The organism is Rothia nasimurium, assembly GCF_928392795.1.
Classification (GTDB): Bacteria; Actinomycetota; Actinomycetes; order Actinomycetales; family Micrococcaceae; genus Rothia; species Rothia nasimurium_F.
Window position 1 is genome coordinate 37,886 of sequence record NZ_CAKMTJ010000007.1, and the last position, 21,653, is coordinate 59,538.

The 21,653-nt window shown below is 60.6% G+C and carries 20 protein-coding genes; all 20 read left to right on the top strand.

What is annotated here, in order from left to right:
• The first annotated feature begins 33 nt into the window (after nucleotides 1-33).
• Nucleotides 34-2,721, top strand: a complete 2,688-nt coding sequence (gene alaS / locus L6963_RS08410) for an alanine--tRNA ligase (protein WP_237206595.1) — start codon at nucleotides 34-36, stop codon at nucleotides 2,719-2,721.
• Nucleotides 2,722-2,749: 28 nt separating this feature from the next.
• Nucleotides 2,750-3,268: a Holliday junction resolvase RuvX gene (gene ruvX / locus L6963_RS08415; protein WP_237195143.1), complete on the top strand. Its 519-nt coding sequence runs from the start codon at nucleotides 2,750-2,752 to the stop codon at nucleotides 3,266-3,268.
• Complete coding sequence (gene mltG, locus L6963_RS08420) at nucleotides 3,261-4,478, top strand: endolytic transglycosylase MltG (protein ID WP_237193838.1); 1,218 nt, start codon at nucleotides 3,261-3,263, stop codon at nucleotides 4,476-4,478. Before ruvX ends, mltG begins: the two co-directional genes overlap by 8 nt.
• On the top strand, nucleotides 4,478-5,407 hold the full coding sequence (locus L6963_RS08425; protein ID WP_237193837.1) for a shikimate dehydrogenase: 930 nt from the start codon (nucleotides 4,478-4,480) through the stop codon (nucleotides 5,405-5,407). Before mltG ends, L6963_RS08425 begins: the two co-directional genes overlap by 1 nt.
• Before the next feature lie 101 nt (nucleotides 5,408-5,508).
• Nucleotides 5,509-6,723: a chorismate synthase gene (aroC, locus tag L6963_RS08430; protein ID WP_237193836.1), complete on the top strand. Its 1,215-nt coding sequence runs from the start codon at nucleotides 5,509-5,511 to the stop codon at nucleotides 6,721-6,723.
• 2 nt (nucleotides 6,724-6,725) lie between these two features.
• Complete coding sequence (locus tag L6963_RS08435; RefSeq protein ID WP_237185725.1) at nucleotides 6,726-7,346, top strand: shikimate kinase; 621 nt, start codon at nucleotides 6,726-6,728, stop codon at nucleotides 7,344-7,346.
• Nucleotides 7,343-8,437 carry a 3-dehydroquinate synthase gene (gene aroB, locus L6963_RS08440; RefSeq protein ID WP_237193835.1) on the top strand — a complete coding sequence of 365 codons (1,095 nt, stop codon included), beginning with the start codon at nucleotides 7,343-7,345 and terminating at the stop codon, nucleotides 8,435-8,437. The genes L6963_RS08435 and aroB overlap by 4 nt, the downstream gene beginning before the upstream one ends.
• Nucleotides 8,438-8,640: 203 nt before the next feature.
• Nucleotides 8,641-9,204: an elongation factor P gene (gene efp / locus L6963_RS08445; RefSeq protein ID WP_237193834.1), complete on the top strand. Its 564-nt coding sequence runs from the start codon at nucleotides 8,641-8,643 to the stop codon at nucleotides 9,202-9,204.
• A 5-nt stretch (nucleotides 9,205-9,209) separates the two neighbouring features.
• A complete protein-coding gene (gene nusB / locus L6963_RS08450) occupies nucleotides 9,210-9,620 on the top strand; it encodes a transcription antitermination factor NusB (RefSeq protein WP_135012288.1) in 411 nt (136 codons plus the stop codon).
• Between the two features lie 176 nt (nucleotides 9,621-9,796).
• Entirely contained in the window at nucleotides 9,797-10,417 is a 621-nt protein-coding gene (gene pyrR / locus L6963_RS08455; protein WP_237206596.1) for a bifunctional pyr operon transcriptional regulator/uracil phosphoribosyltransferase PyrR, read from the top strand.
• Nucleotides 10,418-10,419: 2 nt separating this feature from the next.
• Nucleotides 10,420-11,403, top strand: a complete 984-nt coding sequence (locus tag L6963_RS08460; protein ID WP_237185721.1) for an aspartate carbamoyltransferase catalytic subunit — start codon at nucleotides 10,420-10,422, stop codon at nucleotides 11,401-11,403.
• Nucleotides 11,404-11,424: 21 nt separating this feature from the next.
• Nucleotides 11,425-12,732 carry a dihydroorotase gene (locus tag L6963_RS08465; protein ID WP_237206597.1) on the top strand — a complete coding sequence of 436 codons (1,308 nt, stop codon included), beginning with the start codon at nucleotides 11,425-11,427 and terminating at the stop codon, nucleotides 12,730-12,732.
• 15 nt (nucleotides 12,733-12,747) lie between these two features.
• On the top strand, nucleotides 12,748-13,278 hold the full coding sequence (locus tag L6963_RS08470; RefSeq protein ID WP_237206598.1) for a hypothetical protein: 531 nt from the start codon (nucleotides 12,748-12,750) through the stop codon (nucleotides 13,276-13,278).
• Between the two features lie 52 nt (nucleotides 13,279-13,330).
• Nucleotides 13,331-14,494, top strand: a complete 1,164-nt coding sequence (gene carA, locus L6963_RS08475; RefSeq protein ID WP_237206599.1) for a glutamine-hydrolyzing carbamoyl-phosphate synthase small subunit — start codon at nucleotides 13,331-13,333, stop codon at nucleotides 14,492-14,494.
• 12 nt (nucleotides 14,495-14,506) lie between these two features.
• Nucleotides 14,507-17,812, top strand: a complete 3,306-nt coding sequence (carB, locus tag L6963_RS08480; protein WP_237206600.1) for a carbamoyl-phosphate synthase large subunit — start codon at nucleotides 14,507-14,509, stop codon at nucleotides 17,810-17,812.
• Nucleotides 17,812-18,654 carry an orotidine-5'-phosphate decarboxylase gene (pyrF, locus tag L6963_RS08485; RefSeq protein ID WP_237205258.1) on the top strand — a complete coding sequence of 281 codons (843 nt, stop codon included), beginning with the start codon at nucleotides 17,812-17,814 and terminating at the stop codon, nucleotides 18,652-18,654. The genes carB and pyrF overlap by 1 nt, the downstream gene beginning before the upstream one ends.
• Before the next feature lie 241 nt (nucleotides 18,655-18,895).
• Entirely contained in the window at nucleotides 18,896-19,210 is a 315-nt protein-coding gene (mihF, locus tag L6963_RS08490; protein ID WP_237205257.1) for an integration host factor, actinobacterial type, read from the top strand.
• Between the two features lie 8 nt (nucleotides 19,211-19,218).
• Complete coding sequence (gene gmk, locus L6963_RS08495; protein WP_237206601.1) at nucleotides 19,219-19,794, top strand: guanylate kinase; 576 nt, start codon at nucleotides 19,219-19,221, stop codon at nucleotides 19,792-19,794.
• 155 nt (nucleotides 19,795-19,949) lie between these two features.
• Entirely contained in the window at nucleotides 19,950-20,336 is a 387-nt protein-coding gene (rpoZ, locus tag L6963_RS08500) for a DNA-directed RNA polymerase subunit omega (protein WP_237206602.1), read from the top strand.
• A 13-nt stretch (nucleotides 20,337-20,349) separates the two neighbouring features.
• Complete coding sequence (coaBC, locus tag L6963_RS08505; RefSeq protein WP_237206603.1) at nucleotides 20,350-21,648, top strand: bifunctional phosphopantothenoylcysteine decarboxylase/phosphopantothenate--cysteine ligase CoaBC; 1,299 nt, start codon at nucleotides 20,350-20,352, stop codon at nucleotides 21,646-21,648.
• Nucleotides 21,649-21,653 lie beyond the last annotated feature (5 nt).

The following is a 21,653-nucleotide window of genomic DNA, read 5'->3' on the forward strand; positions in this document are numbered from 1 at the left end:
AGATTTACTACCAACCGAAGGAAGAAAGCCTCGATGCTCTCACAGGAAATCTCAAAGCGCTGGATCGAATTCTTCGAAAAGCGCGGGCACACCGTAGTACCCTCAGCTTCACTCGTATCACACGAGCCCGGCGCCATGTTCACCATCGCGGGTATGGTCCCCTTCATCCCTTACTTCCTGGGTCGTGAGACCCCCAAGTTCTCCCGCGCAGTGAGCGTGCAGAAGTGCATCCGTACCCTGGATATCGACGAGGTTGGCAAGACCGCCCGCCACGGTACCTTCTTCCAGATGGCCGGTAACTTCTCCTTCGGTGACTACTTCAAAAAGGAAGTTATCCCCTGGGCTTACGAGCTGCTCACCTCATCCATCGAAGAAGGCGGCTATGGCCTGGACCCCGACCGCCTGTGGGTCACCGTCTACGAGGGCGACGATGAAGCCTACGACATCTGGGTCAACGACGTAAAGTTCCCCGCCGAGCGCATACAGAAGATGGGCATGGCCGAGAACTACTGGTCCACCGGTCAGCCCGGCCCCGCAGGCCCCGACTCTGAAATCTTCTACGATCGTGGCCCCGAGTACGGTAAAGAAGGCGGCCCCGCAGCCGACGACGACCGCTACATCGAAATCTGGAACCTGGTCTTTATGCAGTACCAGCGCGGTGAGGGTACAGGCAAGGATAGCTTTGAGATTCTTGGCGACCTGCCCAAGAAGAACATCGATACCGGCCTGGGCGTAGAACGTCTGGCCATGCTCCTGCAGGGTGTTGAGAACTTCTACGAGACCGACCAGGTACGCCCCGTCCTCGACGCCGCAGCTAAGCTCTCCGGTAAGAAGTACCACGGCTCTGAAAACGCTAACGACGAGGGCTACGAAGACGATGTGCGTATGCGCGTGGTTGCCGACCATATCCGCTCATCCCTCATGCTCATTGCAGACGGTGTCACCCCCTCAAATGAGAGCCGCGGCTACATCCTGCGCCGTCTCATGCGCCGCGCTATCCGCGCCATGCGTCTGCTGGGCGTGACCGAGCCCTGCCTGCCCGTCCTTTTCCCCGCCTCTAAGGACGCTATGGCCGGTGCCTACCCCTACGTTGCTGAAGACTTCGAGCGCATCTCCCGTATCGCCTACGCCGAAGAGAAGGCCTTCCTCAAGACAATCGAGTCAGGCACCACCCGCCTGGAAGAAGCTGTTGCTTCAGCGAAGGCGACCGGCAAGGGCGAGGTATCTGGCGCAGATGCCTTTGCCCTGCACGACACCTACGGTTTCCCCATCGACCTGACCCTCGAAATGGCTGAAGAAGCCGGCGTGAAGGTCGACGAAGCCCAGTTCCGTGCCCTCATGGAAGAACAGCGCCACCGTGCCCAGGCCGACGCTAAGGCCAAGAAGGGCGGCATGGCCGACCTCTCTGTCTTCCGAGAACTGGCTGACGAACGCGGCTCTATTTTCACCGGTTACGACGAACTGCGCACCGAGACCACCCTGCGAGCCATCCTAGTCGACGGTGTTTCTGTACCCGCGGCGTCCGCAGGTCAGAAGGTTGAAATCGTACTCGACGAAACCCCCTTCTACGCAGAAGCAGGCGGCCAGGCAGCTGATACCGGCGTGATCACCGGTAACGGCTTCACCATTGACGTTTCAGATGTGCAGCAGCCCGTCAAGGGTCTCTCTGTGCACCGCGCAGTTGTGCGCGAGGGCGAGGTTGCAGCAGGCACCCCCGTTATTGCCCAGGTTGATGTACAGCGCCGCCAGGACGGCGAAAAGGCTCACTCGGGCACCCACATCATCCACGCAGCCCTGCACCAGGTGCTCGGTAACGAAGCAACCCAGCGCGGTTCCTTCAACAAGGAAGGCTACCTGCGTTTCGACTTCGCATGGGGCGAGGGTCTCTCTGACGCCGCTAAGCAGGAAGTCGAAGAGGTAGCTAACACCGCTATCCGTGACAACTTCCAGACCATTACCCGCGAGATGCCCCTGGACGAAGCTAAGAAGCTCGGCGCAATGAGCCTCTTCGGCGAAAAGTACGGCGACACCGTGCGTGTGGTCGAGATGGGCGGCGACTTCTCCCGCGAACTCTGCGGCGGTACCCACGTTGGTTCAACCGCTCAGATCGGCTCCCTAACCCTGCTCACCGAGCAGTCTGTTGGCTCGGGTAACCGCCGTGTTGAAGCTCTTGTCGGTCTAGACTCCTTCAACCACCTGGCTGCCGAGCGCACCCTGGTCAACCAGCTGACCGGTCTGATGAAGGTACAGTCCTCCACCGAACTGCCCGAGAAGATTAACCAGACCCTGACCAAGCTCAAGGAAGCCGAGAAGGAACTGGCAAAGCTTCGCAAGGAAAAACTGCAGGCTGAGGCCGGTAAGCTGACCGAAACTGCCCAGATGGTGGGCTCCGTCCGCACCCTCCTGCACAACGCAGGGGAGCTGGACGCCAACGGCGTGCGCGAACTGGCCCTTGACCTGCGCTCTCGCCTGGGTGAAGAGGCCGCTACCGTAGCCGTTGCCGGTGTAAACAACGGCCGTCCGGTTATTCTGGTTGCCACCAACCAGGCTGCCCGCGATGCCGGCGTTAAGGCGGGTGCCCTCGTCCGCGTCGCTGCCGGTGTGCTCGGCGGTGGCGGTGGCGGTAAGGACGACGTCGCCCAGGGCGGCGGCCAGGACGCCACCAAGATCGACGAAGCCTTCACCGCTATCCGATCCACCATTTCAGAGCTGGGGGCCTAACCCAGTGACCTTCACCAGAGGCCGCCGCATGGGAGTCGACGTGGGCAATGCCCGCGTCGGCCTTGCCCTGTGCGACCCCGACGGCATACTCGCAACCCCCCTCAAGACCCTCCGCCGCGACCTGAAAAAGAACTCAGACCGGCGGGTACTTCGCAAGCTCATTGAGGTTAACGAAGTCACCGAAGTCTTTGTGGGGCTACCTAAGACCATGCGCGGGGGAGAGAGCCCCTCGACCCTCATGGCCCGCGAGTATGCCGAGGCCCTGGTGCAGGAACTTGCTGCTGACGATGCCTCCGTGCCCGTGTGGCTGGTCGATGAGCGACTCACCACGGTGAGCGCCCACCGCTCGCTCCACGAGGCCGGGGTTTCAAGCAGAGAATTCAAGACCATGGTCGACCAGGTTGCTGCCGTCAATATCCTGCAGCACGCCATCGACACCCTCAAGGCTGGTCAGCATCTGGCCGGTTACCGTGTTGAGCTCACGATCCCTCACGATGAGCTTGATTCCAGCACCTCCAACGACGAAACGGAGAACCCGAATGTCTGAGAACTCGAGTTCTAGCCGCCCGCCGCGCCGCCGCACCAAGAACCAGCAGACCGACCTTGACGGCCTGCTCGGCTCAACCGAAGACGGAGCTAACGGTGGGTTCTTCACCGCCGTCGACGAAGATGAATACACCGCAGCAGACCGTGACCGTACCCGCCGTCGCTCCCGCAACTTTGTGATTTCCGCAGGCCTTGTGTTTGCGGTAGCCCTGGTGCTGGTCGTATCGATTCTGGCCCCCCAGTACGGCTGGTTCGAACGTAAGGATTACGCGGGCGAGGGCAACGGCACCGAAGTCACCTTCACTATTCCCGAGGGCGCATCGGCTATTAGCATCGCTAACTCTCTGGAAGAGCAGGGCATCATTGCAAACGCCGACCGTTTCTTGCAGGAGTACTCAGATAAAGGCCAGGACCAGTTCTTCCAACCCGGTGAGTACACAATGCAAGAAGAAATGAGCAGCGCTGCTGCTCTGGGTGAGCTCCTGCGTTTTGACGAAGCCAACACCAACTACGTGGCGGTTGCCCGTACCTGGCGTATGGATAAGACCTTTGAAGCTCTTGCTACGGGCACCGGTATTAGCGCCCAAGAGTTCAAGGCATTATCAACCGATCCCACCCGCTTCGGTATTCCTTCACAGTTCCCCACGATTGAGGGCTTCCTCTTCCCGGGCGAATACCGCTTCCCCAAGGACGCCGGTGCTGAAGAAATCCTGCAAATGATGGTTGATAACACCTTCAACGCTCTAGAAGAGGCCGGTGTTTCTGGCGATGACCGAATCTTCCACGTGATTACCGTTGCCTCAATCCTGGAGTTCGAAGGTCGCGAGGCTGACTACTACCCAATTGCCGGTGCTATCGAGAACCGCCTGAATAACCCAGATGGCGAAACCAGCGGCTTCCTGCAGTCCGATGCAACCGTTGCCTACGGCCTGGGTATTCAGAGCTACCATATCTCTAATGAACAGAAGCAGGACGCCAGTAACAAGTACAACACTTTCTACTACAAGGGCCTGCCCGAAGGTCCTATCGGTTCACCCGGTCTAGCGGCTATTAAGGCAGCTGCCAACCCTGAGAAGAACGATTACTACTTCTGGGTCACCGTTGACCTCTTCACCGGTGAGACCCTCTTCGCTAAGACCTACGAACAGCATCTGAAGAATGTTGAAGTATACGATGAATTCTGTAAAGCTCACGAGGGTGTCTGCTCCTAATGAGTAAGCAGGTTACCGAGTGCCCCAAGGCTTATGTCTTGGGGCACCCCATTAAGCACAGTAAATCACCCCTGCTGCATCTGGCCGCCTACCGGGCTATGGGGCTTGAGATGGGCTACGACCGGCTAGATACTCGCGAGGACCAGCTGGCCGACGTTTTTGCCCGCTACACTCCCGAGCGGGGCACCCGCGGCTTTTCTGTCACCATGCCGCTGAAATCAGCGGTCAAAGAGCAGCTGGACTATCTGACCCCGTTTGCCCAAGCGGTCGGTGTGGTCAATACCGTCTACTGGAAGCACGAAACTGATGGCCGGCTGGTCTCCTGGGGCGATAACACCGATGTGTCGGGTATCGTCAATGCCCTGCGCCAGGCCGGTTTCGTCGGCAAGCCTGCTCGTGCTGCGATTATTGGTGGCGGAGGTACCGCCACCGCCGCCCTTGCCGCCTTGCGCGCCATGGGGGCGGACGGCGTCCGCGTCTTTGTACGCGACGCTAGCCGGGCTCAGGGGGTTGCGGACGCCGCCACCCGCCTGGGTCTGCACCTTGACTTCCTGCCCATCGATAGCTTCGCAAAAAGCTATGCGGAGTTTGATGTAACCGTTTGTACCCTTCCTGCGGGAGCAGCCGATGGGCTGCTGGCTACCGCAGAACGGGGTGAATCTGCGGGCTACCTGCTCGATGTCTCTTATGACCCCTGGCCCTCGGTTCTAGCGGGGGAGTGGGAGGCCCGAGGAGGGGCCGTGACCAGCGGCCTTGAGATGCTGATGTACCAGGCAGTAGACCAGGTCAAGCTCTTTACCGGCCACGACAGGAGCCGCCCCTTACCCCGGCAGGACGAAGTGCTCACCGCCATGCGTCAGGCGGTAGGGCTACCGGTTACAGACTTTGAACCCGAATCGGTGAACGAATCAGCCTGGCTCACACGCTGAGACTACTCGTACCGAATCGTGAAGTAGCGGTTTGCTATCGACCGCTATTTTTGGAAATCTTAGAACACAAGACCCACAGGCAAACGTAAAGAAGGTTAGAGATGCTACGTTGGCTCACAGCCGGTGAATCCCACGGCGAAGCCCTGGTAGGAATTATTGAAGGCGTACCGGCAGGTGTCGAACTTACCAGCGAGATGGTGCGCGATGCTCTAGCCCGCCGCCGCCTCGGCTACGGCCGTGGTGCCCGTATGAAGTTCGAAGAGGACCGCGTGCGCATCCTCGGCGGTGTCCGTCACGGTAAAACCCAGGGCGGCCCTGTAGCCATCGAAATCGCCAACACTGAATGGCCCAAGTGGGTTGATGTAATGTCATCAGACCCCGTTGATCCCGCCCTGATTGAGGGGCGCGCCCGCAACGCGGCCCTGACTCGCCCCCGCCCCGGCCACGCAGACTTCGCCGGTATGCAGAAGTACGGCTTCGACGAGTCCCGCCCCGTCCTTGAACGCGCCAGCGCCCGCGAAACCGCAACCCGCGTAGCCCTGGGCGTCGTTGCAGCTCAGATTCTTAAGGCTCTCGGCGTAGAACTGGTCAGCCACACCACCGCTATCGCTGAGGTAGCAGCCCCCGCCGACGCCCCGCGTCCTACCCCTCGCGATGTTGCTGCCCTCGACGCCGACCCCCTGCGCTGCTTCGACGCCGCAACCTCCGAAGCCATGGTCGCTACCATCGATAAGGCCCACAAGGACGGCGAGACCCTGGGCGGTGTGGTAGAAGTTCTGGCCTACGGTCTTCCCCCGGGACTCGGCTCCTACGTGCACTGGGATCGCCGCCTCGACGCCCGCCTGGCCGCAGCCCTCATGGGTATTCAGGCCATTAAGGGCGTAGAAGTAGGCGACGGCTTTGAAACCGCCAAGCGCCCCGGCACCCGTGCCCACGACGAAATCGTACCCGGTGAGCACGGCGTCCAGCGCGTCTCAAACCGCGCAGGCGGTATCGAAGGTGGCATGACCATCGGTGACCTGCTGCGTGTACGCGCCGCCATGAAGCCCATCGCCACCGTGCCCAAGGCCCTGGCCACCATCGACACCTCCACCGGTGAAGTTGCCCGCGCCCACCACCAGCGCTCAGACGTCTGTGCTGTGCCCGCAGCCGGCGTCGTAGCAGAAGCCATGGTCGCCCTGGTGCTGGCAGAGGCAGCCCTCGAGAAGTTCGGCGGCGACTCCATCACCGAAACCCGCCGCAACATGGACTCCTACCTGGCAGCCATCCCCGAATCCCTGGCCTGGGAATCCAACGTAGCAGGGTGGGACGCCTAACCATGACCCCCCGATCACGTGACCACGCGATCGACATGACCGAGGTGCTCGCACCCAACCAGGTGCGCGAGGTGCAAGAAACCTATATCGAAAAATCCCGCCCGGTCGTGATCATCGGCCCCATGGCGGCGGGCAAATCGTACATAGGCACGCACCTCGCGCGCTTCTACGGCTACGAGTTCCTCGACTCTGACCACCTCATCGTCGAAAAATACGGTGAGGTGTCACAAATCTTTGCTGACTACGGCGAAGCTGAGTTCCGCCGTATCGAGGCTGAAGTAATCCGTGAGGTGCTCACTTCACCTGCCCGGCGCAACACCATCTTTTCTCTTGGCGGGGGAGCGCCCATGACCCCCGAGGTGGCACGGGTGCTCAAAGACGAGACCGTTATCTACATCAAGGTTGACGCCGAAACCGTGGCCCCTCGTATTCAGAACAGCAAAACCCGGCCCCTGCTCCAGCCCAACCCGGTGCAAAAATGGACCGAAATATTTGAGGCCCGGCGGGACCGCTACGAAGAGCTCGCCAGCTACACCCTGGACGCCTGCGGAGGCCGGGGAATAGCCGACATGGCAGCCGAAATTCAGAACTTCATCATCAAGAACCGAAAGGGTCAAGCGTGAGCGACCAGGCCACCACCGTCATACCTGTCACCGGCACCCAGCCTTCAGAAAACTACGACGTTTACGTAGGCCACAACCTGCTCGGTACAATCCCCGAAATCCTGGGCAAACGAACCCAGCGCATTCTCGTTATCCACCCCCGCGCCCTGCGCTCCACCGGTGAGCTGGTGATGGAGCAGATGCGTACAGCGGGTTTTGAGGCATACTCGGCTGAAATTCCGGACGCCGAAGAGGGCAAGCATATCCAGGTCGCCGCTTTCTGCTGGCAGGTGCTGGGCCAGAACGACTTCACCCGCACCGACGCGATTATTTCCGTCGGTGGCGGCGCCGTCACCGATCTTGCTGGCTTTGTGGCAGCGACCTGGCTGCGCGGCGTCCGCGTTATCCACATCCCCACCACCCTGTTGGGCATGGTGGACGCCGCGGTCGGCGGCAAGACCGGCATCAACACCGCAGAGGGCAAGAACCTGGTGGGGGCCTTCCACCCGCCCGCTGCCGTCCTCTGCGAACTGGGCGTGCTGCGCACCCTACCCGAACACGAGCTACTCACCGGTATGGCCGAAGTCATTAAGTGCGGCTTCATCGCAGACCCGGTCATTCTGGATCTGATTGAGGCTAATCCCAGCGAGATTCGCGATTCGCAGTCCCCGGTTGTCCGGGAGCTCATTGAGCGCTCCATCCGGGTCAAAGCCGAAGTTGTTTCTGAAGACCTGAAGGAATCGGGCCGCCGTGAATTCCTGAACTATGGGCACACCCTGGGGCACGCCATCGAGCACGCTGAACGCTACCAGTGGCGCCACGGGGCTGCTGTTGCAGTTGGCATGGTTTTTGCCGCAGAACTCTCACTGGCAGCTGGCTACCTGGATGAGGCAACCGTTGAGCGAACCCGCGCCATATGCACCGCTCTTGACCTGCCCATTACCTACCCGGCAGACCGCTGGCCCAAGCTGCTGGACACCATGCGCCGCGACAAAAAAGCCCGCGGTAACATGCTCCGCTTCGTAGTGCTCGAAAGTCTGGGCAAACCCCGCATCTACGAGGTGCCCGACGACTCCATCCTGTTTATGACCTACCAGGAAATTGCCGCCTAACCAGTAGGGACCAGATTCCTCCCAAAGTAGTTCACCTCGTGACATACCATTGAGAGTAATCTGGTCCTTCTGTATAAAGCTGATCCCTAATATCTCGTGTGAGTCTCACCAAGAAACTCCTCAAACCCGCAGAGCACACGGTAGACTGGTCTACGGTTTACCCCGCAACGCTTATTGAAAATTTCAGTTTAGAGGAGAGTCTGTTGGCTACTACCGCAGATATCAAGAACGGTGTCGTTCTCAAGATTGACGGCAACCTCTGGTCCGTCATCGAATTCCAGCACGTCAAGCCCGGTAAGGGTGGCGCCTTTGTGCGCACCAAGCTGCGCAACGTCACCTCAGGCAAGGTAGTTGATAAGACCTTCAACGCCGGCGCAAAGGTTGATACCGCAACCGTCGACCGCTCAGACTACCAGTACCTCTACCAGGACGGCACCGACTACGTCTTCATGGATCTGAAGACCTACGACCAGATCAACGTTTCTGAGGTCACCGTTGGCGACGCCGCCAAGTACATGCTCGAAAACCAGACCGCAACCATCGCCATGCACGAAGGTTCACCCCTCTACATCGAGCTGCCTGCATCCGTCGTCCTTGAAATCACCTACACCGAGCCCGGCCTGCAGGGCGACCGCTCCACCGGTGGCACCAAGCCTGCAACCGTCGAAACCGGTGCTGAGATTCAGGTGCCCCTCTTCCTCGAAACCGGAACCAAGGTCAAGGTCGATACCCGCACCGGTGACTACCTCGGCCGCGTCAACGACTAAGCACCGTGAATTCAAGAACCAAAGCTAGACTTCGCGCCCTCGAAGTCCTGTTTGAGGCAGACCAGCGCGGCGACGACGTCATTGACGTCCTGATTCGCCGCCGCACCTACACCTCAGCGCAGATTTCACTCTACTCCGAGCAGATCGTTCGTGGCGTCCGCGACCACGATGAAGAGATTCGCGAGTACATCGAAACCTACGCCCAGGACTGGACTATGGACCGCATGCCCAGCGTGGACCGCGTGGCCCTGCGGCTCGGCGCTTGGGAGCTCCTCTTCAACGATGAGATTCCCGATGCCGTAGCTATCTCAGAGGCTACCGGCCTGGTTCGCCTGCTGTCGACCGACGATTCACCCAAGTTTGTGAATGGCCTGCTCGACCGCCTGCGCCAGGTGAAGCCCACCCTGCTGGCCTAGGCCCATAGGTACCATTTAAATCAGAAAAACCCACCTCGTTGGTGGGTTTTTCTGATTTAAACGGTACCTACTGAAAACTGTCTCAAATTCAGCCGCGGTGAGGGGTGGACGTGATACATTGAGGTGTGACAGCAACCTTTAAGTCCGTCCTGTGAGGCGGGGAAGGAGGCCGGCACATGACCGATACCACCGGTGTACCCACCGACGTATCTGCAGGAGCCCACCGGGTCATCCTGGAGTCAGCCGACATTGAGCGAGCTCTTACTCGCATCGCCCACGAAATTCTTGAAGCCAACAAGGGCAGCGAGAACCTGGTTCTTCTAGGTATTCCGCGTCGCGGCTTCCCCCTAGCCCAGCGTCTGGCCGATAAAATTGCCCAGACCGATTCCGGCTTCAACCCCGCTTTTTCTCTGGGGCAGCTCGACATCACTATGTACCGTGATGACCTGCTTTCAAAACCGGGGCGGACGCCTGAGCCCACCCGCCTGCCCGCAGCGGGGATTGAGGGGCGCACCGTCGTCCTCGTTGACGATGTACTTTTTTCAGGGCGCACTATCCGCGCCGCCCTCGATGCCCTCAAGGACTACGGCCGCCCCGACGCCGTCCGCCTCGCTGTGCTGGTTGACCGCGGCCACCGCCAGCTCCCCATCCGCGCAGATCACGTGGGAAAAAACCTGCCCACCAGCACCCATGAATCGGTGAAGGTGCTGCTCTCATCCATCGACGGTGAGGATGACAAGGTGATTATTTCCCAGCCCGCCCACTCCACTACCTCAGCCCAGGAAGGAGGGGAGTAGCCGTGCGTCACCTGCTCGATACCAAGGATCTCTCCCTTGACGATGCCCTCAACATTCTCGATACCGCCGACTACATGGGCGAGGTCGGCCAGCGCGAAGTCAAGAAACTCCCCGTGCTTCAGGGGCGCACCGTGGTCAACCTCTTCTTTGAAGACTCGACCCGCACCCGCCTGTCCTTCGAAGCTGCCGAAAAGCGTCTGTCTGCCGACATCATCAACTTCTCGGCCAAGGGCTCATCTGTCTCTAAGGGGGAGTCGCTCAAAGACACCGCCCAGACCCTGGCCGCTATCAACGCCGACGCCGTGGTGATTCGCCACAGCGCATCGGGTGCCCCCCAGCGTCTGGCTGAAGCCGGCTGGATTGACGTGCCGGTGCTCAACGCCGGTGACGGCACCCACGCCCACCCCACCCAGGCTCTGCTTGACGCCATGACCCTGCGCCAGTTCAAGGCCCAGGTTGAGGGCGTCACAACCCGCGGCCTCACTCTAGAGGGTCTGCGGGTGGCGATCGTGGGCGATATCCTGCACTCCCGCGTGGCACGCTCCAACCTCTGGCTGCTCCACACCCTGGGAGCAACCGTCAAGTTCGTTGCCCCGCCCACCCTGCTCCCGGTAGATATCGAAAACTGGCCGGCAGAGATTTACTACAACCTCGACGACGCCATCGAGTCGGGAGTTGACGCGGTGATGATGCTGCGTATCCAGAAAGAACGCATGAACGCGGCCTTCTTCCCCTCATCCGAGGAATACTCCCGCCTGTGGGGTCTCACCCCCGAGCGCTTTGCCCGCCTCGACGCGTCCGCCCACGAAACCGCCATTTTGCACCCCGGCCCCATGAACCGCGGCCTCGAAATCTGCGCCGAAGCAGCAGATTCGCCCCGTTCCTGGGTGCTCCGTCAGGTCACCAACGGTGTGTCCGTCCGCATGGCCGTACTGTACCTGCTCATGACCGGTGGCTCTGCCAACGATTTCTACCCCGGCTCCTAAGCCCTGCACGAAAGAGAAACAATGACTGAATCTGTTTACCTCATCAAGGGCGCCTCACTGCTTGGTGAGAAGACCGCCGATATTCTGATCAAGGGCGGCACTATCGCCGAGATTGGCGAAAACCTTGAGGACGCCGCAGCTCGGGTTGTTGAGGCGCAGGGGCTTATCGCTCTACCCGGCCTGGTAGATTTGCACACCCACCTGCGTGAACCCGGCCAGGAAGACGCCGAAACCGTCGAAACCGGTACCCGTGCCGCAGCCCTGGGTGGCTACACCGCCGTTTTCGCTATGGCCAACTCTAACCCCGTTGCCGATACTGCCGGTGTGGTGGAGCAGGTCTACGAGCTGGGTAAGAACTCCGGCTGGGTCAAGGTTCAGCCCATCGGTGCTGTAACCGTGGGCCTGGCAGGGGAGCGCCTCTCAGATATCGGGGCTATGGCTGAATCCCGTGCCCAGGTGCGCGTCTTCTCAGACGACGGCATGTGCGTCTGGGACCCGGCCCTGATGCGTCGAGCCCTGGAATACGTCAAGACCTTCAACGGCGTTATCGCCCAGCACGCCCAGGAGCCCCGCCTGACTGAAGGCGCCCAGATGAACGAGGGCAAGGTGTCAGCAGAATTGGGTTTGGCTGGCTGGCCCGCTGTTGCTGAAGAATCCATCATCGCCCGCGACGTGCTGCTGGCTGAACACGTTGGCTCCCGCCTGCACATCTGCCACCTGTCAACCAAGGGTTCCGTTGAAATCGTGCGCTGGGCTAAGGAACGCGGCATCAAGGTAACCGCCGAGGTCACTCCCCACCACCTGCTGCTGACCGATGAGCTGGTGCGCACCTACGACCCCGTTTACAAGGTCAACCCGCCCCTGCGCACCGAAGAGGACGTACTGGCCCTGCGTCAGGCAGTTGCCGATGGCATCATCGACATCATCGGTACCGACCACGCACCCCACCCCGCCGAGTCCAAGGACTGTGAGTGGGCCTGCGCCGCCAACGGTATGACCGGCCTGGAACAGGCCCTGTCTATCATCCAGAAGACCCTGGTTGATACCGGCTACATTACCTGGGCCGACGTTGCCCGCATTATGAGTACCAAGCCCGCCGAAATCGGTCTGGCAGCCGACCAGGGCCGTCCGCTCGAAGCGGGGGAGCCCGCCCACCTGGTCTTGGTTGACCCCGCAGCCACCCGCGTCATTGACCCTGCCGCTCAGGCAACCAAGGGTAAGAACAACCCCTACCGGGGCCTGGAAGTACCCGGCGCGGTCGTAGCCACCTTCTTCGGCGGCCACCCCACCGTGCTCGACGGTAAGCTCAACACCCCGACCGCAAACTAATCGCTAGGAGCGCCCGTGTCTGACAAGCTGATTCCCACCATGATTTTGGCCCTCATCGCAGCCCTCATCTTTTGGGCTATGTGGCAGGGCTGGAAGAACAGGAAACAGCGTCAGATCCACACGGGCACCCTACTCGATGTGCCCGAACGCTACGACGACGCCGAATCCCTGCTTGCGGTACCCGGCACCTACGTTGCCACTACCGTCATGGGGGACTGGCTCGACCGTATCGCCACCAACACCCTGGGCGTGAAATCAACCGGTGTCTTCTTCGTCTACGAGGACGCCGTCATCATCATGCGCAACGGCTCCCAAGATATCTGGATTCCCGCCAGCGACATTATCGGTGTGCGTACCGAAGCCGGTATGAACGGTAAGTTCGTCGAGAAGGACGGCCTGGCCGTCCTCTCCTGGTCACTCAACGGCAACCCCGTCGATACCGGCTTCCGCACCCGCTATGCGGCTGACAAAAAATCAATCCTCGATGCCGTTGCAGCTATCGCGCCCCAGGCAACCGTCGGCCACGACACTCTGGCCCGCCCCTAAGTTTCCACCTGCTGATTGCAGGTGACTACACCAACCAACAGGAAGTGTGTGAATGTCCCACCCAGCACCCACCCCACGTGCAGCAGTACTCGTCCTTGAAGACGGTACCTTCTACCGCGGCGAAAGCTACGGCGCTACCGGCAAGACCCTTGGCGAAGCGGTCTTCTCAACCGGCATGACCGGCTACCAGGAAACCCTGACCGACCCCTCCTACGCGGGGCAGATTGTGGTTCAGACCGCACCCCATATCGGCAACACCGGCGTTAACACCGAGGACGCCGAATCCCGCAAAATCTGGGTTGCAGGCTACGCCGTGCGCGACGCCGCCCGCCGCCCCTCCAACTGGCGCTCAGAGCGTTCCCTCGACGAGGAACTGGTAGAGCAGGGAATCGTCGGCATCCAGGGCATCGACACCCGCGCCCTGACCCGCCACCTGCGTAGTGCCGGTTCCATGCGCGCCGGTATCTTCACCGGTGCAGACGCCGAGCTTCCCCTGGCAGACCTGGTTGCCCAGGTACAGGCAGCAGCCGAAATGAAGGGCCAGAAACTGGCTGATTCAGTTTCTATCGAAGAGGCCTACATCGTAGAACCCGCTGACCAGGGCTGGGAGGGCGACATCAAGGCTACCCTGGTTGCCCTCGACCTGGGTATCAAGGCCATGACCCCGAAGCGCTTTGCCGAGCGCGGCGTCCGCGTGCACGTGCTGCCCGCAACCGCCACCCTCGAAGACATCACCGCCCTCAACCCCGATGGTGTCTTCTTCTCCAACGGCCCCGGCGACCCCGCAACCGCGGACGACCAGGTTCAGCTCCTGCAGTCCGTCCTGCGCACCGGCACCCCCTTCTTCGGTATCTGCTTCGGCAACCAGCTGCTGGGCCGCGCCTTGGGCTTCGGCACCTACAAGCTGCCCTTCGGCCACCGCGGTATCAACCAGCCCGTCATGGACCGCACCACCGGCAAGGTAGAAATCACCGCCCAGAACCACGGCTTCGCCGTAGATGCCCCGCTGGACGGCGCCGTCACTGCCCCCAACGAAGAATTCGGCCGAGTCGAAGTCTCCCACGTGGGCATCAACGACCAGGTGGTCGAAGGCCTCCGCTGCCTCGACATCCCCGCCTTCTCGGTGCAGTACCACCCCGAAGCAGCCGCTGGCCCCCACGACGCTGCCTACCTCTTTGACCGTTTCATCGATCTCATGCTCGAGAAGAAGAACTAAGGACACCGAACCATGCCGAAGCGTAACGATCTCAACTCAATCCTCGTCATCGGTTCTGGCCCGATCGTCATTGGTCAGGCCGCCGAATTCGACTACTCGGGCACCCAGGCCCTGCGCGTTCTCAAAGAAGAAGGCGTGCGCGTCATTCTGGTCAACTCCAACCCGGCCACCATCATGACCGACCCCGAGTTCGCCGACGCCACCTACATCGAACCGATTACCCCCGAGGTCATCGAAAAGATTATTGCCAAGGAAAAGCCCGACGCCATTCTGCCCACCCTCGGTGGTCAGACCGCCCTCAACGCGGCTATCTCCCTCGATGAGCAGGGCATTCTCGACAAGTACGGCGTAGAGCTCATCGGCGCCAACATCGAAGCTATCAACCTGGGCGAAGACCGCGAGGCCTTCAAGGGCGTCGTCGAGCGTGCAGGCGGCGAATCTGCCCGCTCCGTCATCGTGCACACCATGGAAGAAGCCCTCGAAGCCGCCAAGGAACTGGGCTACCCCATGGTCGTGCGCCCCTCCTTCACCATGGGCGGCCTGGGCTCGGGCATGGCCTACAACGAAGAAGACCTGCACCGCATCGCCGGTGCCGGCATCCAGTACAGCCCCACCAGCGAGGTCCTGCTCGAAGAATCCATCCTGGGCTGGAAGGAATACGAGCTGGAAATGATGCGAGATAAGAACGATAACGTGGTTGTCGTCTGCTCCATCGAAAATTTCGACCCCGTGGGCGTCCACACCGGTGACTCCATCACCGTAGCTCCCGCCCTCACCCTCACCGACCGCGAGTACCAGAAGCTTCGCGACATCGCCATCAACGTGATTCGCGAGGTCGGCGTTGACACCGGCGGCTGTAACATCCAGTTCGCCATCGACCCGGCAACCGGCCGCGTCATCGTCATCGAAATGAACCCCCGCGTGTCCCGCTCGTCCGCTCTGGCATCTAAGGCAACCGGCTTCCCGATTGCAAAGATCGCCACCAAGCTCTCCCTGGGCTACACCCTGGACGAGATCCCCAACGACATCACCCAGAAGACCCCTGCATCCTTCGAACCCACCCTCGACTACGTCGTGGTCAAGGTTCCCCGCTTTGCCTTCGAGAAGTTCCCGGCAGCAGACCCCACCCTGACAACCACCATGAAGTCGGTGGGCGAGGCCATGGCCCTGGGCCGCAACTTCACCGAAGCCCTGCAGAAGGCCATGCGCTCCATGGAGCAGAAGGGCTCAACCTTCCGCTTCGACAACCCCGAACTCGGTGCGGACGAACTGGCCGCCCTGATTGAGCAGAGCAAGACCGCTACCACCGACCGTATTTTCCAGGTCCAGCGAGCCCTGCTGGCTGGTGCTACCGTCGAGCAGATGTACGATGCAACCGCCATTGACCCCTGGTTCCTCGACCAGCTGGTGCTCCTCAACGAGGTTGCCGCAGAAATTGCCGCCTCTAAGACCCTGGACGAGCGCACCCTGCGCCTGGCCAAGCGTCACGGTTTCTCCGACGCTCAGATCGGTGAGATTCTCGGCATGAGCGAGGCAGTGGTGCGCGGTATCCGCCACGCCCTGAACATCCGCCCCGTCTTCAAGACCGTCGATACCTGCGCCGCCGAGTTTGAGGCCTTCACCCCCTACCACTACTCTTCCTACGACCAGGAGGACGAGGTAGCCCACCACGAGAAGCCCTCAATCATGATTCTGGGCTCCGGCCCCAACCGCATCGGCCAGGGTATCGAGTTCGACTACTCCTGCGTGCACGCCTCCATGGTGCTGCGCGAGGCCGGTTACGAGACCGTCATGGTCAACTGCAACCCCGAGACCGTATCAACCGACTACGACATCTCTACCCGCCTCTACTTCGAGCCCCTCACCCTGGAAGACGTGCTCGAAATCGTTGAGGCTGAGCGTCGTACTGGTGGCCTGCTAGGCGTCTTCGTTCAGCTCGGCGGTCAGACCCCGCTCAAGCTTGCTCAGGAACTTAAGGCAGCCGGTATCCCGATTCTGGGTACATCACCCGAGGCTATCGACCTGGCCGAGGACCGCGGCGAATTCTCCCGTGTGCTCGAAGAAGCTGGTTTGCTTTCCCCCAAGAACGGCACCGCCTACACCTTCGAGAATGCTAAGAAGATTGCGGACGAGATTGGCTACCCCGTGCTGGTGCGCCCCTCCTACGTACTGGGTGGCCGCGGCATGGAAATTGTCTACTCAGAGGCCCAGCTGGCCCGCTATCTTGAGAACGCCACAGAGGTTTCCCCCTCCCAGCCCGCACTGATTGATAAGTTCCTTGAGGACGCCGTCGAAATCGACGTCGACGCCCTCTTTGACGGTGAAGAGCTCTACCTGGGCGGCGTCATGGAGCACATCGAAGAAGCCGGTATTCACTCGGGCGACTCTGCCTGCACCCTGCCCCCCATTACCCTGGGGCCGGACGTCATCGAGCAGGTCAAGGAGGCAACCCACAAGATTGCCGCCGGCGTGGGCGTGCGCGGTCTAATCAACATTCAGTTCGCTGTAGCTTCTGAGATCCTCTACGTCATCGAGGCTAACCCCCGCGCTTCTCGCACCGTGCCCTTTGTTTCTAAGGCAACCGGGGTGCAGATGGCGAAGGCAGCGGCCCTGATTGGAACCGGTAAGACCATTGCCGACCTCAAGGCTGAAGGCTACCTGCCCGCAAATATGGACGGAGCCTCCCTGCCCGCCGAAACCGCCATCGCAGTCAAGGAAGCTGTGCTGCCCTTTAGCCGTTTCCGCACCCCAGAGGGTATCGTGGTTGACTCCCTGCTCGGCCCCGAAATGCGCTCAACCGGTGAGGTCATGGGCCTGGACCGCCACTTCGACACCGCTTTCGCCAAGGCTGAGGCCTCTGCCGGTTCTAAGCTGCCGACCGAGGGTAAGGTCTTCGTCTCCGTAGCTAACCGCGACAAGCGCAACTCCATCATCTACGTGAAGATGCTGCAGCAGCTGGGCTTCGAGATTGTCTCCACCGGTGGCACCGCAGACGTTCTGCGCCGCAACGGGGTGGAGTCCCTGGTCGTCCCCAAGATTGCAGAGACCGAGGACGGGGAGCGCTCCATCGTCGATATGGTGCGCGATGGCGACATCGACCTGATTTTCAACACCCCCTCTGGCGGTCAGGCCCGCGGTGATGGCTACGAGATTCGTGCTGCGGCTACCTCGGTAGGCTGCCCCGTGATGACCACCGTCTCTGAATTCGGTGCAGCAGTTCAGGGTATTAACGCCCTGCGCGAATACAGCTGGGACGTCATGAGCCTGCAGGAACACGGCGCCTCCATCGAGGCTGCCCTGAAAGCCCGGGAGGCCTAATGTCACGCGGTTTTGGTGATCGCCTGGCTGCGGCCATGGGGGAGAAGGGCCCCCTTTGCGTGGGCATAGACCCCCACCCCTCCCTCCTTGATGCCTGGGGGCTACCCGACACCGCGGCGTCCTTAAGCACCTTTGCCTCGACCGTGCTTGAGGCCTGCGGTCGGGTAGCCGCAGCTCTCAAGCCCCAGGTGGCGCTCTTTGAGCGCCACGGCTCTGCGGGTCTTGCCGCTCTGGAGCAACTTCAGCGCGATGCTGCGGACGCCGGTGTGCTGGTGGTTGCGGACGCCAAGCGCGGCGATATCGGCTCGACCATGGCAGCCTATGCGGACGCCTGGCTAGGGGAGGCTTCCCCCCTGGGAGCCGACTCCGTGACCCTGAGCCCCTACCTGGGTTTTGAGTCCCTGCGCCCTGCTCTGGACCTCGCTGACCGCAATAACCGGGGCACCTTCGTTCTGGCGCTGACCTCGAACCCCGAGGGCCAGACAGTTCAGCATGTGGGTGGAAGCTCATCGGTGGCATCCCTCATTATTGAGGCAGCTCGTGCTGAGAACGATCAGCGCCAGTGGGAGGCAATGGGTCCCTGCGGTCTGGTGGTAGGAGCAACTGTAGCAGACGCCTTGAAGAAGCTAGAGATCGACCTCTCAACCTTCAACGGCCCTATTCTGGCACCGGGTTTCGGTGCTCAGGGAGCTACGGCTCGTGATCTCTACACCGTATTTTCCGGTATTGAGAGCCAGGTGCTGGTCAATTCAAGCCGCGGTGTGCTGGCTGCTGGTCCGTCCGCTCCTGGGCTGCGACTAGCCGCCGAAAAGGCCCGTGACGAGCTCCTGAGTGCTCGCTAGAGGCTAATCCAACAAAAATGGTGGGAATTTGAAACAATTCCCACCATTTTTCTTTAAAAAAGGTTACCGCCGGGTAACTATCTTCCATAACCGTTTCTGACATGCTATTTTGTAATTGTTGGTTCGCAAATAGATAAGCAACAACCCCCAAGAGTGAGCGAAGCTGCTCGGTTGCCTGTTTATTCCAGCACACCCCACCCCCTTTTGCCCCACACGGCATCTCGCACAGAAGGATTAGAATATGCCTCTTCAGCCTCTGACCGAAGAACAGCGCGCAGCAGCCCGCGACAAGGCTAAGAAGGCCCGGGTCGCCCGCGCCGAAATCAAGGACGCCGTTAAGAACAAGCAGATTACTATCGCAGAAGTTCTCAAGCGCGCCGAAACTGACGAAGCAGTCGCTAGACTGAAGGTAACCGACCTGCTCACCTCCCTGCCGGGTGTGGGCGAGGTTCGTACCGAGAACATTTTGAACGAACTGAACATTGCTGCGTCCCGCCGTCTGCGTGGTCTTGGTATCCACCAGCGCAAGGCACTCATCAATCTTCTCGACCGATAAGGGAAACCATGGCTGAACAGACCGCTACACCCAAACTGACCGTGCTAGCTGGCCCCACCGCCGTTGGCAAGGGAACCGTTTCTGCTTACATTCGTGAGCACTACCCCGAGGTGTGGTTCTCTGTCTCCGCCACTACCCGCGACCCCCGCCCGGGCGAAGAAGATGGCGTGCACTACTACTTCGTCTCAGACGAAGAGTTTGAGTCGATGGTAGAGAACCGCCAGATGCTGGAATGGGCCACCGTGCACAACTCCTACAAGTACGGCACGATCCGCTCCATGGTGCAGAAGCAGCTCGACGCCGGTAAGCATGTCCTACTTGAAATCGACCTGCAGGGCGCCCGCCAGGTGCGCAACGCCATGCCCGAAGCGCAGCTCATTTTCTTGGCCCCTCCCAGCTGGGACGAACTGGTTTCCCGCCTTATTGGTCGAGGAACTGAGTCACCGCAGGAGCAGGAAGCCCGCCTCGATACTGCCAAGATTGAGCTGGCTGCTGAGCCCGAGTTTGATTACACCGTCATCAACGAAACCGTGGCAGAAGCGGCGGAAGAAATCGTGCGCCTCATGGGTGCTCACCGCAAGTAAGCCAGGGAGTCGCTAGGGCGGCGGTTTAGGGGAATATCACCCCTGCACCGCCGCCCTTTTGCGTGACAAAAAAACGGTTGACCGATAGTATAGGTAGAGTTTTATGCCACCGGTAGACCCGGTGGTGAGCAAGCACAGTCAAGATGGAGTCTTACGTGGCAAACGCACACAACGATGAAGGTATCATCAATCCCAGCGCAGACGCTCTGATCCAAAAAGCTGAGTCGAAGTACGGTCTGGTGATTTTTGGTGCTCGCCGTGCTCGCCAGATTAACGCCTACTACTCACAGCTTCACGAGAACCTGTACGATCACGTAGGCCCCCTGGTAGATTCTGAGCCCAACGAGAAGTCGCTCTCTGTGGCTATGCGTGAAATCAACGAAGGCCTGATTGAGGCCCGCCATATTGCTGATGGCCAGTTCGATGAAAACGGCACCCTGCTGCACGAGGATGAGCCCAGCGCCTTCCTGGCCGGTGGCGATTTCTACATCGACGAGCCTTTCGTTGAGTACGTTGACGCTGAAGACGCAGATCAGGCCTAATCTGCAGTAGCTCATGCGAGTTGTTATTGGCATTGGAGGGGGCATTGCTGCCTATAAGGCGGCAATGCTCCTTCGTCTTTTTGGTAAAGCCGGGCACGAGGTTATAGCCGTGCCCACCGAAGCTGCCCTCAAGTTTGTGGGGCAGCCTACTCTTGAAGCCCTGAGCGGCAACCCCGTATCGGTGGATGTTTTTGAGCGGGTTCCCGAGGTCAATCATGTGCGGCAGGCTGAGCAGGCTGACGCTGTAATCGTTGCCCCGGCGACAGCCGACCTCATGGCTCGTTTAGCGGCTGGGCGGGCTAACGACCTGCTGACCGCAACCGTGCTGACCACTCACGCCCCGGTCATTTTAGCGCCGGCGATGCACACCCAGATGTGGGAGCACCCGGCTACCCAGGCCAACGTAGCGACCCTGAAATCCTACGGCTACCACGTGATCGAGCCTGCCGTGGGCCGTCTGACCGGCCCCGACTCCGGTGTGGGGCGCCTACCTGAACCCGAGGATATATATGCCCAGGCTCTAGCCCTTTTGGGCTGGGATCAGGACGCCGCGGGGGAGGGTCGGTCGGTTGAGGCAGGTGAGCTGCCCCTAGCTGGGCAGCGCCTGCTCATTACAGCCGGCGGTACCCGTGAAGCCCTTGACCCGGTACGCTTCTTGGGCAACCGGTCCTCGGGCAAGCAGGGCATCGCCCTTGCTACTGCTGCTACCGAGCTCGGCGCCCAGGTACACCTCATTGCAGCCCATGTGGAGGTCGAGATACCGGATAACCTGCACCGGGTCACCCGGGTATCGAGTGCCCTGCAGCTACGCGAAGCCGTGTTTGAGCACCTGGCAGCCACCGACGTCCTGATTATGACCGCGGCGGTGGCTGACTTCAGGCCGGCAGAGTACGCGGACGCCAAGATTAAAAAGACGGACGACCCCGGCCAAGACCCCGTGATTAGGCTGGTGCGCAACCCCGACGTCCTCAAAGAAGCCGTACTTTACCGCGAGGAAAACCCGCAGCGAGCACCCCACACCATCGTTGGTTTTGCCGCCGAGACCGGGGATGCTACCACCAGCCCGCTCGACTACGGCCGCGCCAAGCTGGCGCGCAAGCGCTGCGACTACCTGGCGGTGAACACCGTGAGCGAAACCCAGGGGTTTGGGGCAGATAGCAACACTATTACCCTGCTCTCGGGCCAGAATGACCGCGAGGTAACCCTCCAGGGCAGTAAGCTCGACGTCTCCCGCGTAATACTTCGTCATATAGCGCAAGAATTCAACAATCATTCACCAAGTAGCCCCACCGGGCCGAGAGAAGTACAGTAAAAACC